The 13,849-nt window shown below is 38.7% G+C and carries 10 protein-coding genes; 9 read left to right on the top strand and 1 reads right to left on the bottom strand.

Features of this window, described 5'->3' with window-relative positions; all coding sequences use genetic code 11:
- Positions 1-311 precede the first annotated feature (311 nt).
- The 7 genes from V7121_RS09540 (at position 312) to V7121_RS09510 (ending at position 10,743) form a co-directional block, all read left to right on the top strand.
- On the top strand, positions 312-2,243 hold the full coding sequence (locus V7121_RS09540) for a BglG family transcription antiterminator (protein WP_335496957.1): 1,932 nt from the start codon (positions 312-314) through the stop codon (positions 2,241-2,243).
- 92 nt (positions 2,244-2,335) lie between these two features.
- Positions 2,336-6,622 carry an InlB B-repeat-containing protein gene (locus V7121_RS09535; protein WP_335546448.1) on the top strand — a complete coding sequence of 1,429 codons (4,287 nt, stop codon included), beginning with the start codon at positions 2,336-2,338 and terminating at the stop codon, positions 6,620-6,622.
- A 156-nt stretch (positions 6,623-6,778) separates the two neighbouring features.
- Positions 6,779-8,086, top strand: coding sequence for a PTS cellobiose transporter subunit IIC (gene celB / locus V7121_RS09530; RefSeq protein WP_335496953.1), 1,308 nt, complete (start codon positions 6,779-6,781; stop codon positions 8,084-8,086).
- Positions 8,087-8,197: 111 nt separating this feature from the next.
- Complete coding sequence (locus V7121_RS09525; protein WP_335496951.1) at positions 8,198-8,734, top strand: RDD family protein; 537 nt, start codon at positions 8,198-8,200, stop codon at positions 8,732-8,734.
- Between the two features lie 17 nt (positions 8,735-8,751).
- Complete coding sequence (locus V7121_RS09520) at positions 8,752-9,057, top strand: PTS sugar transporter subunit IIB (protein WP_335496950.1); 306 nt, start codon at positions 8,752-8,754, stop codon at positions 9,055-9,057.
- Between the two features lie 56 nt (positions 9,058-9,113).
- Complete coding sequence (locus V7121_RS09515) at positions 9,114-9,431, top strand: PTS lactose/cellobiose transporter subunit IIA (RefSeq protein ID WP_308106185.1); 318 nt, start codon at positions 9,114-9,116, stop codon at positions 9,429-9,431.
- Positions 9,424-10,743 carry a 6-phospho-beta-glucosidase gene (locus V7121_RS09510; protein ID WP_335546446.1) on the top strand — a complete coding sequence of 440 codons (1,320 nt, stop codon included), beginning with the start codon at positions 9,424-9,426 and terminating at the stop codon, positions 10,741-10,743. The genes V7121_RS09515 and V7121_RS09510 overlap by 8 nt, the downstream gene beginning before the upstream one ends.
- An 86-nt stretch (positions 10,744-10,829) precedes the next feature.
- Here the strand turns inward: V7121_RS09510 and V7121_RS09505 are convergent, their stop codons facing one another.
- Entirely contained in the window at positions 10,830-11,150 is a 321-nt protein-coding gene (locus V7121_RS09505) for an MGMT family protein (RefSeq protein ID WP_335546445.1), read from the bottom strand.
- Positions 11,151-11,786: 636 nt separating this feature from the next.
- Between V7121_RS09505 and spoIIID the strand changes: the two genes are divergently transcribed.
- Positions 11,787-12,059, top strand: a complete 273-nt coding sequence (gene spoIIID / locus V7121_RS09500; RefSeq protein WP_026568271.1) for a sporulation transcriptional regulator SpoIIID — start codon at positions 11,787-11,789, stop codon at positions 12,057-12,059.
- 199 nt (positions 12,060-12,258) lie between these two features.
- Complete coding sequence (locus V7121_RS09495; RefSeq protein WP_098571483.1) at positions 12,259-13,260, top strand: rod shape-determining protein; 1,002 nt, start codon at positions 12,259-12,261, stop codon at positions 13,258-13,260.
- Positions 13,261-13,849 lie beyond the last annotated feature (589 nt).

The raw sequence follows: 13,849 nt of genomic DNA, 5'->3' as shown, positions 1-13,849 counted from the left end.
GTCAACATCGAATCGCTTACGCTCTCCGTGTTTCCTTTATCTCAGTTGGAGCGCTCCAGGCCATACGCCGCTAAACGGGCGCTTGCGCCTTTTGTTCTTGTATAGGAGACTTACCATGTACTGGACTTGGAGGAATTTTTAAGGGAAGTTTAAGTCTTACTTAACAGGTCTGCATAAAATCCGAAATTTTTAAACGAATAGAACTATGATAATATTGCAAAGCAAGTTGGAAAAAATCATTCTGTTAAATGTATTTGGTGGCAAGTAAACTTAAATTAACTAGAGAAGCTTCTAGAGTGATGAGGTACTGTATGCGAAGAGATCTAATTTTAAAATATTTGTATCAAAAGGGTAAATCACTTACATCACATGAAATTGAATCAGAATTCGCCATTTCCAATCGGACATTACGAAATGAATTGAAAGAATTAAACGGTATTGGAGAAAAATCCGGATTTGTTATTCAGAAGAAACGTGGTGAGGGATATTTCCTTCATGTAGAGAATCAAGAAATGGTTCAATCGTATATGAAAGAAATAGAGGGAGCCTTAGCCCCGGATTTACCTCGTGTTCGTGTAATCAATATCATTATGCTCCTGCTTCAAACGACTGAGTTTCAAACCATTGATATGTTTGCGGATAGCCTAATGATAAGCAGATCGACAGTTTTTAGTGACATGATTGAAGTGGAGAGGCAAGTTAGGATTTTTGACTTGAAAGTAGAAACAAAATCACGTTATGGTGTCCGTTTACTAGGTGACGAAACAAATTTTAGAAGGGCGTTTTCTTATTTCTTAAGTCAAAAGGAAACAGGTTTGTTAAAGAAATCTAATTATCTACATTTCGAGAAAGCGTTTCCGTATGAAGAAATTAGAACGGTTTTGAGTGAAGAAGTACAAAACAATCAGTTGAAATTGAGTTATTTTGCACTAGAGAACATTTTAGGACATATTCAAATACTCTCATTTCGAGTAACTCAACACAATTTTATATTGCCTAATCAAGAAAAGAAGTTAGATGTTTCCCTGATCAAGCCATCTTATATGAATATAGCCAAGAGAATTTGTGAAATTCTTTCTGAACTATATCATGTCGTACTGCCAGAGAGTGAGAGGATCTATCTTGCTGCACATTTAAGCGGTAAATCGAGTGTGGATGATATTGAGGAACAAGAAAAGAGTGATTTGCAACAAAAGCTAAAGCAGTGTTTAGAGAAGTTAGATCAAACTTTCTTAACACAGTTTACAGGTGATCAACTACTTTTGGATATGCTTATGATGCATATGTATCCTTTATTAAGAAGGCTATATTTCAATTTAAAGCTTACAAATCCATTGATAGATGATGTATACAGTAGATATTCCGATGTCTTTATGATTGCTTTAAAATTTTCTGAAATGATCAAGGAAATTTGGGGATTCGAACTTTCTAGTGATGAAATGGGATACCTTACCATGCATTTTGCGGCACATATGGAAAGGGAGAAACAAAACCAATTAAGTTCTTACAAAAAAATTCTACTATCCTACGGTTCAGGAGCAGGATCGGCCGATTTATTAAAGATGAAACTCGCATCACTTTTCCAGGGGGCAACAATTGACGTCGTTCTGTATAGTGACCTTCAATCGGTTCAGCTTAAAGAATATGATTTATTAGTTTCATCCATTCCGATTCGTATTGACAATGGTTCGATTCCTTATATTCAAGTAGCACCAATCTTAACTGAAACGGATATCCAGAGAATTCGTCGGACGCTCACAAGGTACCCGGCGAGTAAAGTGAAGGAAAATGTACCAACACTCTTATCCCTGTTTCATTCCGAGTTGTTTTTTATAGAAGAAGGTAGAGAGTCGTTTGACTACAACGCTTTCATTAAAGAAAAATCAAAAAGAGTGGTTGAACTGGGTTTTGCAACACCTGACTATCCTGATCTAGTTGTCGAACGAGAAGAAAAAATATCGACAATTCTTCCAAATGGGATTGCCGTGCCACATGCATTAAAAATGGTTGCTATTCAAGATTCTGTAAGTGTTGTGATTTTTAAAAATCCACCGACTTACGATGGAAAAGTAGTCCAAATACTTTTTTTAATTAATCTGCGTGCCGGAGACTTGTTTTTACACAAGGAATTAAGTCGATTAGTTTTACATTTAATGGATCATCCCGAGGCGAAGCAGAGAATTCTTAGGTCAAATAACTTCAATGATTTTCAGTACGAGATTTCTAAAATATTATTTTGCTAGGCTTGTATATGAATGGAGTTGAAAGAAGAAGGGTTTAGAATGCATGGTTAAATCTATGATTTTTTCGAATCAATTACTTAGGGGGAAGATGAATGAAAAGAAATAAATGGCGTTTTAGTAAAACGGTTACGACCGCTGCTTTAGCTCTTTCAATGGTTACAGGTAATTATAGTAGTTTAGTTGTTAAAGCTGCTCCTACTGTGTCAACCCAAGCTTTTAATGTAAAAAGTATTTCAACTACCAGAAACATTTATATGAATACTACACAAATCACTCACGCAAAACCTACTGGGTTAGATACATCAAAGCCAGTAAAATGGACAACTTCTGATCCTTATGTTGCCTATGTTGATAAAGTTGGCAACGTAAAAGGTGATTACAGTGGAAAGATTCTAGGGGTAACGGGTGGCACGGCAATCATCACTGGTACTGGTGTGGATTTTAGTGGTGCTGCTAAAACTGTGACGATTACGGTTACTGTAGCAGAAACACAGGATAATACATTTCTTGATAAATTCGTTTACTATTATGCTGCGGGCGATGCATCTATCCCTGAGGAACTAAGAAATACACAATGGCAAACAACCGACATCCCAGCTGCTCCAGCAGGAAAGACATTTCCTTCTAAAAACTATGTAGGATATGTTGAAGGTGAAGACGGAGTAAAATGGTTGGTATCCAAAGATACCTTAATGATGTCTAGCGGTAAAGTCGATCTTACTTCGAGTGCCCCTATGAGTGTTACTTCTGGTATCGTATCGGATGCGGTAACACTTTACGACCCAAATCTTTCTTCAGCCGATCAAATTCAATATTTACAAGGCGGAAGATATATTCCACAAACGGGTGCTTCTCAACCAGGAACGAATGCAGTTGAAGTCATCACTAACATTATGCCTGACGGCGACAATGGGCTATGGGTGTTAGGTTCAGCAGGAAATGCAACTCATATTGCTAGAAAACAAGTTTCTTTAATGAGTAAGGCATTGCTTCAAGAAGAAATTTCAAGAAATTTCACGGACCGCTATGGTTTCCAATCTGGGAACATGAGTTTTACTTCTCAAGCGGAAATGAAGAAAGCGTTGATGACAGCGGACACAGATGCTGCACGTGGAAACTACGACACAGATAACGATGGTCTTTGGACTACCATGTACGCTTCAGGTGAAATCTGGAGATACAACTATATGAAGAAAACATTTGGTGATTCCGATGAAAGAACAAAAGATGCAAAAGCTTCTGCAGTTCGTGCAGTCGAGTCCATCGTAACGCTTGGATATATCTCTGGTATGCAATTAAAAGTACCTTCCAAGAATAACGTGAACGACGTGGTTTATGTGGTAAATGCGTTGGGCGGAAATGTGAAAACGGTTGAACAAGGTAAATTATGGCTTAAGACGAATGAAGCGAAACCTGTTTTCGTTGATGATAATGGGAAGTACACGTTAACTGATACAGGAAAACCTGCTTCTGCTGGTTTCTTTGCTAGAACCTATAAAGTAGATGGTTCTAATAACGGGGCTACCATTGCTGAAGCAAAAAGTTTTGATACTGCTTGGCTTAAAAAGAAAGCAGGAACAACGACGGATATTACAGGAAAGTCTGTTAACTACTCTGTTCCTGGACAGTTTAAAAATGGTCAAGCAACCAATGTAAAAGCTTATGATACCGTTGCAATACCTACACGGTTAACTAAAATTGTAAATGATCAAAATCCATCATTGGATGAAGATACAAAAGACCTTGATTCAGATAAAGTTTATTACAAAGCAACTACTTCAACGGATGAATTAGTTGGACACTACTTCACTCTTGACCTTGCATATAATGCATTCAAGGATAGTGACCCTGAATTAGCAGCTCTTATAAAGAATGATTTAATCAACCATACAAATAGTGTGATATTAAATAATTATTACCAAATGAGTATTACTGGAGAAAACGCACTCGAACCCCGCTACAATGGAGTTGCCCCAGGAAATGGACTAAATGCTACTTCTTCGCCAACAAGATGGGGAAATATGAACCCTGAATTCCTTGATGGTGTTCCAAGTGCATGGGTAGATGGTGACTATGAGGACGGTCCTCTAAACGCAACACTAGCATTGCAAATGCTAGTCGCTGCAAGAGATATGGGGAACTACACTCCTGCTGAAAAAGAAGCGCTTGAGGCTCAAGGCATTCATGTTATTGCGCCGCTTGATTACGCAAACGAGTACAAAGTGATGACGGGCCAGGAAGTTTCGGCAACTGATACAACCCATAACGATTATGAAAAAAGGTATCCGAAGTCTTATAACTCAACATCGCTTCTAGATATGTCAAAGCAATACGTTTCAAGATACTTTGGTATTTCTGCGCATAACGGAGACGATATGGGAGTAAGTGGTGTTTCTTACGACTCGTATATGAACTATTCTGACGAAGAAGAAGCGGCACTTTCATACTATACGCTGTCTCATCATGCGGAGAAAGCAACGGCCCCTGGAATCTTATACGGGATGAATCAATGGTGGTATAACGAAAAACGCGAGAAAAATCCATTTATGTCAGAATTCTATGCAGCTTCTCTAGGTGCATTGAAAGCTAAAGGATTCGATATTGGGGATGCAACCGTTGATCGTGCAGGTTCAGAATGGGGAATGAAACGTATTCCAAACAACTACATGAACTGGGATGTCCTTTCTGCAAACAGAAACGACGTGACTCATGAAGCTGGTGACTTAATGGTTGACCAACTTATCCCACGAGATGAAGTAAAGATGTCTAAATACAATACAAATATTTTTGGAACGCATGAAAGAAGAACCGTTGATTCTGGTACAAGCAATACGTTGGAATCTTCCACAGTTATTTCTATGCCATACTGGATCACACAAAACCCAGAAGATGCGGAAAATATTGCTGACCTAGGTTCAAAAGTTACTGCACCAGTTAACAACGGTACAGAAAGCTTAACTTATCCAACAAACCTTGCAAAATTGAACCCGAACGCCAAATACGATGCAGACTCACATACTTTTACCATTGATGTGGGTGATTCAGTTAAACTTGATGCAATCGCTAAAGGTTATATTAAGAACGTTTCTTGGTTAACAGACGCTTGGACGCAAACAGGGTATGTTAACGGAGTACCAACAAAGATTATTGCAGACAGTAGTAAAGCAGATGTCATTGACTTAAGAGCATTAGCAAATTATAAAGAAGTTGGAAATGTAGACGCAACTGGAATCAGCGTTAACGGTGATCACTATGGTGCTTACGCAACGGGTTTAAAACCTGGAACGGTTACTGTAACCGGATATGTTATTGACGGTTTCTTTAGAACACCTCAAAAAGTAACATATACAATCAACGTCGTTGATCCTAAGAACTCAGCAGAACTAATTGCACCAACTTCTGTAGATACTGACACATTTGCTTACCCAACTTGGTTGAAAAAAGCAATGGCTTCAACGGGCTTAAACACAGATGGAAATCAACATGTAGAGGTTACTTTTGAGTCATCTTCTCCATCTGATGTGGTAGTTGATTCGGATTCTGGAGCGGTTAATTATATAACTGACCAGCCAGCTACTATTACGGCAACAGTCACTTACTCAGCTGTACAAATAGACGATTCTCCTACTTTTGCAAACGATAGTCATATCATGACTTTTGAAAGAACTGTTTCAAGGGATGCCGTACAAACAGTTACATTTGATTCAAAAGGCGGTACTACAGTTGATCCAGTAACTGCAAGTTACAAGGACCCTATTGTTGCACCAACAGCACCAAGCAAAACAGGTTACACGTTCATTGGTTGGTTTAATGATGCCGTGTCAACAACTGTACCAGCTAACTTCGGAGCAGGGGTAACTGAAAGTGTTAAGTTAACTGCTCATTGGAAAATCAATAGTTACAATGTGGCATTTAATAGTAATGGTGGTTCTGCCGTAACTACTAAAAAAGCAAATTACAATACTATAATTGCAAAACCTGCTAATCCAACGAGAAAAGGGTTTGTCTTTGTTGGATGGTACAAGGATGCAGCGTTTAAAACAGCTTGGAACTTTACAACTGATAAAGTAACAGCAAATACAACACTTTACGCAAAATGGATGGTTGCGTCGCCAACAGGTCTAAAAGCGGCAAAAATAAATTCGACTTCAATTAAGTTAACTTGGACTGCAGTAAATGGTGTTTCTGGCTATGAAATTGATCGTGCAACAGCAATGAATTTCACAGGCAAAGTGACAAAAACAACCGCAGCAGGAACATTTACCGCTACAGGACTTGTTAAAGGTAAAACTTACTACTTTAAAGCTCGTGCTTACACTGTTGTTGGAAAGATTAAAGTTTACAGCAATTACACAACAGTTGTAGCATTCAAACTTTAATAATTAAATGTAATAAACAGGTGCAGTCTACTAAACTCTAGTAGTTGCAAAAGCTCATTAATATGATTCCTTATTTAAATAACAATGTTTGAAAAGGATCTTGGTGGAAGGAAAATTTCCTAATCTACCAAGATCCATAAAGGAGGGAGTTATTAAATGAAAAGTAACTTTTTTGAAGAGAAATTTTTACCGATCGCTTCAAGAATAGGTAATCAAAGACATTTGCTTGCCTTACGTGATGGTATTATGTTTGCCATGCCACTCATGATTATTGGTTCCATTTTCATCACATTGGCCTGGTTAGAAGTAGAAAAGTACCAAAACTTCATGGCTAATATTTTTGGAGATAATTGGAGTGCGTTTGGTGATGTCGTTTATAATGCTACGCTAGGTATCCTTACGATTATTGCAGTTTTTGGTGTTGGTTATTCTTTAGCTTCAAGCTATAAAGTCGATAATAAAAACATTGATGGTGTACCAGCGGGGGTTCTAGCTTTATCAGGCTACTTTATTATCAGCTTTTTAAGTAATTTCAAAATAGGTAAAGAGGAAGTATCCGCATGGTCTCCTGATCTATTTACTGCTCAGTATTTATTTGTAGGATTAATTGTTGCCATAATTACAGCTGAAATATATCGTTTCTTCTTGCAAAAGAAGATCATTATCACGTTACCAGATACTGTTCCACCAACAGTTGCACGTTCATTTACAGCACTTATTCCTGGTTTTGTTATTATTGTGTTCTTTTTACTCGTAAGACTTGGATTTGCGTATACAAGTTGGGAAAACCTAGCTACTTTTATTATAGATGTTGTTTCAAAGCCATTCACATATGCGGGGTCAACTTATATCGGTACGCTTATTGCGTGTCTGATGGAGCACTTTTTATGGTCATTTGGTATTCATGGTTCATCCATCATTACAGCTTTCATGGAACCAATTTGGATTCAAAATTCAGACGCAAACTTACATGCTGTTAAAGAAGGTTCAAAGGTTCTACCGCACATTATTACTTATTCTTTCTATGAGAATGGTATTTGGATGGGTGGATCTGGAGCTACGTTACCAGTTGCGATCTACATGTTGTTCTTTGCAAAATCGAATCTACTTAAGAAAGTCGGAAAATTAGCCATTGGTCCATCTATCTTCAACGTAAATGAACCCATTATGTTTGGTCTTCCGGTCGTATTAAACCCATTCTTAATGATTCCATATATTTTGGCACCTATCGCCGTTTTAACTATCACTTATTTTGGAACAGATTTAGGGATTTTCCCTTATACCAATGGAACTATGCCTCCTTGGACAACCCCATATTTCATCAGTGGTTATCTCATGACTGGTGGTAAAATTATGGGTGTTGTCATGCAAGTGGTTGCCTTTGCAGTTGCCTTTGCCATTTGGTTCCCATTCATTAAGATGTGGGATAAGAAAAATTTAGAAATGGAGAAAGCTAATAATTAATTAAGGCGTGTCTTCTTTCGGGTGTCAATCTTTTCAGTTTGACACCCATCGTGTTCATGTGGAACATGATAGATTCAAAATAAACGTCTTAATTTTTAGCGAATACTTATTATGGATACCAAAAAGAAAGTATTTACTAAGTTTCGATTAAAAAGAATGGCTGCTTTTGTTATAGATGCGGTGATTGTTTTTATCCTACTTTCAATTATTTATCGAATAACCGGATTTCCAAACTTTCCTGGAGTCTTAACAAGGATGATTGAAGTTCAAAAAACAATGGGTGAAGCTGCTAGTCAAGATGCTACTGTACAGGTAATGGCTCTTTTTAATGAGGCCTACCTCCAAACGCTGATAATCTGGTTTTGTTATGATTTCTTAACAACGCTTTTATTCAGAGGAGCTACAATTGGGAAATTGATCTTTCAATTGAAGTTAACTTACCTCAATAACAAAAAAGGTCCGCTTGCTTATGTATTATTAGTGGTTGTTAGAAGTTTCATTAAATTTTTAACGATGTTTCTTTTTCAAGGTATTCCATTCTTGATATCCATTATAAGTATATTTGCTAATCCCAAGTCATTAGCTGCACACGATCGGGTCGCTCGATTAATCGTTGTAAATAAAAACGACGTCAAAAAAGCTGAATAAAGAAAGAGGAAATAATAATGAATATTTTACTTTGTTGTTCTGCCGGCATGTCTACGAGTCTAATCGTAACAAAAATGGAAAAAGCTGCTGAGTTAAAAGGGATTTCAGCCCGCATTTGGGCAGTTTCGGAATCAGTTGTGCGCTCGCAAATCGACGAGGTTGATGTGTTATTGTTAGGGCCGCAAGTACGATTCCTTTTGAAAGAAATGAAAAACATTTGTGATGAGAAAAACATTCCAGTTGAAGTCATTGATATGATGAATTACGGCATGTGTAATGGTGAAGCGATTCTCGCGCAAGCAATAAAACTAATCGAAAAGTAATAGTATAGAATTCAGAGTTTCAGAGTTTCGCTTGAAAGAGAAAGGAGGTTAATTTTATGGTAAAACATGAAACAGAAATTTTTACCTTAATTTTACATGGTGGCAATGGTCGAAGTGCTGCTATGGAAGCCATTCATGCCGCAAAAGAACAGAATATGGAATTAGCACGCCAGAAATTAAAAGAAGCGAGTGATTCTTTAAATGAGGCACATCATATTCAAACAACGTTAATTCAATCCGAGATTGGTGGAACTCCAACTGAAATTTCACTTTTAATGATTCATGCACAAGATCACTTGATGAATGCGATAACCGTAAAAGATATGGCAAAAGAGATCGTTGACTTGTATGAAAGGGGCTTTAAAAATGCCTGAGAAATTTAAAATTGTGACAATAGGTGGGGGCTCTAGTTATACGCCGGAACTAGTTGAAGGGATTATCAAGCGCTATGATCAAATTCCAGTTACCGAACTTTGGCTGGTGGATATCGAAGCAGGCCGCGAAAAGTTAGAAACTGTTGGAGCACTAGCAAAGCGTATGGTAAAAAAAGCCGGGGTTCCAATGGAGATTCACCTTTCGTATGATCGCCGGGAAGCTTTGAAAGATGCTGATTTCGTGACTACACAGCTTCGTATTGGGCAATTGGCTGCACGTGCACTTGATGAAAGAATTCCATTAAGACATGGTGTCATCGGTCAAGAAACCAATGGTGCAGGCGGTTTGTTTAAAGCGCTCCGAACGATTCCAGTCATTTTGGATATTTGCAAGGAAGTGGAGGAACTTTGTCCAAATGCGTGGGTACTTAACTTTACAAACCCTGCAGGCATGGTGACAGAGGCAGCCTTAAGATATTCAAATATAAAGAAATTTATTGGCCTATGCAATATTCCGATTGGAATGGAAATGGGTATTGCAGACCTATTAAACGTGGATCACTCTCGTATTCGAATTGATTTTGCAGGTCTGAATCACATGGTTTTTGGATTAGAAGTTTATCTGGACGGGGTTAGTGTAAAAGATAAAGTTCTTGAAATGATCAAGGACCCTGCCAATGCAAGTTTTGTAAAAAATATTGACGCAGAAGAGTGGGCACCTGAATTCCTCAAAGGGATCAATGTCATCCCATGCTCATACCATCACTACTACTACAAAACGTCTGAGATGTTGGCAAGAAAATTGAAAGAATTTGAGTCAAATGAAACACGTGCAGAAGTCGTACAACGGATTGAAGCATCTCTATTTGAAAAATATAAAGATGTAACGCTCGATATAAAACCACCTGAGTTAGAACAACGTGGTGGAGCGTACTACTCCGATGCGGCTTGTCGTTTAATTTCCTCTATTTACAATGATACGCGAGATATTCAACCATTGAATACAATGAACAAAGGGGCAATTTCAGGCCTGCCATATAACAGTGCTGTTGAGGTTAGCTGTGTAATCACGAAGGATGGTCCGGTACCATTAACGATGGGGGAATTGCCGGTTCCCGTTCGTGGGTTGATACAAACGATTAAATCCTTTGAACAAGTGGCCATTGAGGCGGCGGTAGAAGGAAGTCGTGAAAAATCAATCGTTGCATTGACGATCAATCCGCTAGTTGCTAACGATAAAGTGGCAATAGCTATTGTCGACGAAATGCTAGAAGCGCACAAAGCATATTTGCCAAGGTTTTTTAAAAAGTAGTAAATCCATTGAACAGATATTTTATCTGATTTCTTGATAATAAAAAATCTATTATTGGGGCTAAACGCCCCTTTTTTTTCTTTGTGTTACTTCAGGTGAAGGGAAGGCTTCCATTGAAATTTCCCCAGATCAATGACCCCATTTAACCCGATCTCCACTCCCTCGGCCTCCAGCGACAGCCTTTGCTCATGATAGGATTCGTCATCCTGGAGCGCGATTTGTCCTTTAGCGTTGATAACACGGTGCCAGGGAAGGTGATACTTCCGGCTCATCGAATGGAGAACACGGACAACTTGGCGGGCAGCACGTGGGCTTCCAGCCAGTCCAGCGATTTGACCATACGTCGCCACCTTGCCAGCGGGGATACTGAGGATAATTTCCACTACATTCTCTGTAAAAGGTTTCACCCGAGATCATCCTTTCAAAAAATACATACCAAAAAGGTATCAAAGATATAATAATTTTAACATTACATTCTGAAAAAAAACCCTAGAAATCTTATCAGGTACGGGCCTTCATAACAAGATTTACCTCTCATTCCCAACATTATCACCATTTTTGAATAATTTTTTTATCGACAAATTTCTTGGGAAATAAAATTTAACACACAGATATTTCCAATACGAAACCGCGATGTTATGCGATTTTGAGCAATTTTAAAGGATTGTCGAAAATAAGTAAGAAGTCCAATTTTCAAAAAACTTTGAATTACACCTTGTCCTGATTGAGTATTTATAGCATATTCCTTTATCCAAGCTAATAAAATGGTTACAAACCTTTACAAAGAGAGTGTTTGAGGTGAAGAGTCGTTTGAAGTTAGCGGATATTCAGTCGGAGACATGATTATTCATTGTATAGTCAGAAGGTAACTTACTTTCTGCCGTTTAGTGCCTGACACCCATCAAGGTTAGGGTTGTGTGTCCTCCACTAGTGGACAAATGTCTTTTAGTGGTACCTGACACCCAAACGGAAGCAGAATTCGTCGAAGTGATAAGCGGGTCTCATTTCACACTTCTCACATCCAATTTAGGGAGGGCGAGAGTGTGCACGATTACATCAAAGAGAGAACTATCAAGATTGGAAAGTATATCGTGGAGACGAGGAAAACGGTTCGCGTGATTGCGAAGGAGTTTGGCGTATCCAAAAGTACAGTCCATAAGGATCTAACTGAGAGACTTCCTGAGATTAATCCAGAGCTGGCAAATGAGGTTAAAGGTATTTTAGACTATCATAAATCAATCCGTCATCTCCGGGGGGGAGAGGCAACAAAAATGAAATATCAGAAAGAAGAAAAGGAAGGTGAAGCAGTGAAATAAGCTACAAATTTCAACACAAGATTTTAGCTAAAAAAAGAAAATATATCAAGGCATTCTCTAGGAATCCTCCAATTCGACATCCTTCTGCAAAATTCCGCAATTTTTTCTTTGTTAAAAGTATGGAAATTGTAAGGAGTATGGTACAATATACAATTAGGAAAAGTATGTGGATTCCGTCTTAAGGAGGAAAGAAAAGAGAATGTTTGCTAGAGATATTGGGATAGATTTAGGTACGGCTAACGTGTTAATTCATGTAAAAGGCCGTGGCATCGTATTAAATGAGCCGTCCGTAGTGGCAATTGACAAAAATACAAATCGTGTACTTGCTGTTGGTGAAGAAGCTCGCCGTATGGTTGGTCGGACACCTGGTAACATCGTCGCGATCCGCCCATTAAAAGATGGCGTGATCGCTGACTTTGATGTAACCGAAGCAATGTTAAAGCATTTTATTAATAAGCTTAACGTGAAAGGCTTTTTATCGAAGCCGCGCATTCTGATTTGCTGCCCGACGAATATTACCAGCGTAGAGCAAAAGGCAATCAAAGAGGCTGCTGAAAAAAGCGGTGGCAAAAAGATTTACTTAGAAGAAGAACCAAAGGTAGCCGCGATTGGGGCAGGAATGGATATCTTCCAGCCAAGCGGAAACATGGTAGTGGACATCGGTGGAGGAACGACGGATGTTGCCGTTCTATCAATGGGCGATATCGTGACTTCTTCCTCCATCAAAATGGCCGGTGACAAGTTCGATATGGAAATTCTCAACTACATCAAGCGCGAATACAAGCTCTTGATTGGTGAGCGCACAGCGGAAAATATTAAAATCAACATCGGGACAGTATTCCCAGGTTCACGCTCGGAAGAAATGGAAATCCGCGGACGTGACATGGTAAGCGGTCTGCCGCGCACCATCACAGTTCGTTCTGAAGAAATTGAAGGTTCATTACGTGAATCCGTTGCTGTGATCGTGCAGGCTGCAAAAAGCGTGCTTGAACGCACTCCACCAGAGCTTTCAGCGGATATCATCGACCGCGGTGTTATTTTAACAGGTGGCGGCGCCTTGCTGCACGGGATTGACATGTTGCTCGCCGATGAATTAAAGGTTCCAGTCCTTGTGGCAGAGAATCCAATGGATTGTGTGGCAATTGGAACAGGAATTATGCTTGATAATATCGATAAGATTCCAAGTCGGAAGTTTGGATGATCTTTTGAAAAAATTGTCCTAAGCCTGCGATGATCATTATTAAGCAGAAAAATTTGGTAGTGTTGTAAGACATCTTACCTTAAAAAAAAGGATACAAAAAGTCTAATGAAGCAGGCAGGACAAGCCTCGGTCATTGGGCTTTTTTTTTGGATTTTTCTCGAAAAATCTATAAAAAACGACAGAAATTGAGTGAATTCTACCTTTATTGACGATTTCCTGTAAAAAGTTGATGAGTATTTTGAATTTATTTTTTATAATAGAGTAAATGAACGCAAAATTTATTTTTAAAAAATAAATCCAAATACCTAGTTACATGAGTTGAATAATAAAAATGGTTATAATATGTATAACTCTCTCAAGTCCGGGAAGACCATGCAGATAAAAAGAATGGGCGGACTTCAGTTAAAGGGGAATTAACGCATGTCGGTAAACAATCCAAATCAAGAATATAGAACGAGAGAAGAATATAAGCGGGCCAAAGCCGAAGAACTGCAGCGGAAAAAAGAGGCGGAGAAGCGAGCCAAGGATGAGGAACGTCGAACACGTGAACAAGTGAAGCGTGCCAAGGACGAGGCACGTCGAAAACAGG

Source organism: Neobacillus drentensis, assembly GCF_036962125.1.
In the GTDB taxonomy this organism is placed as follows: domain Bacteria; phylum Bacillota; class Bacilli; order Bacillales; family Cytobacillaceae; genus Neobacillus; species Neobacillus drentensis_B.
Note: the sequence above shows the minus strand (reverse complement) of the source record. Positions and strands in the feature narration are given on the sequence as shown.

Bases quoted from the DNA above. Each gene is read 5' to 3' on its own strand.
- V7121_RS09495 (WP_098571483.1), top strand. From the start codon at position 12,259: ATGTTTGCTAGAGATATTGGGATAGATTTAGGTACGGCTAACGTGTTA.
- V7121_RS09520 (WP_335496950.1), top strand. From the start codon at position 8,752: ATGAATATTTTACTTTGTTGTTCTGCCGGCATGTCTACGAGTCTAATC.
- V7121_RS09535 (WP_335546448.1), top strand. From the start codon at position 2,336: ATGAAAAGAAATAAATGGCGTTTTAGTAAAACGGTTACGACCGCTGCT.
- V7121_RS09525 (WP_335496951.1), top strand. From the start codon at position 8,198: ATGGATACCAAAAAGAAAGTATTTACTAAGTTTCGATTAAAAAGAATG.
- V7121_RS09540 (WP_335496957.1), top strand. From the start codon at position 312: ATGCGAAGAGATCTAATTTTAAAATATTTGTATCAAAAGGGTAAATCA.
- V7121_RS09510 (WP_335546446.1), top strand. From the start codon at position 9,424: ATGCCTGAGAAATTTAAAATTGTGACAATAGGTGGGGGCTCTAGTTAT.
- V7121_RS09515 (WP_308106185.1), top strand. From the start codon at position 9,114: ATGGTAAAACATGAAACAGAAATTTTTACCTTAATTTTACATGGTGGC.
- celB (WP_335496953.1), top strand. From the start codon at position 6,779: ATGAAAAGTAACTTTTTTGAAGAGAAATTTTTACCGATCGCTTCAAGA.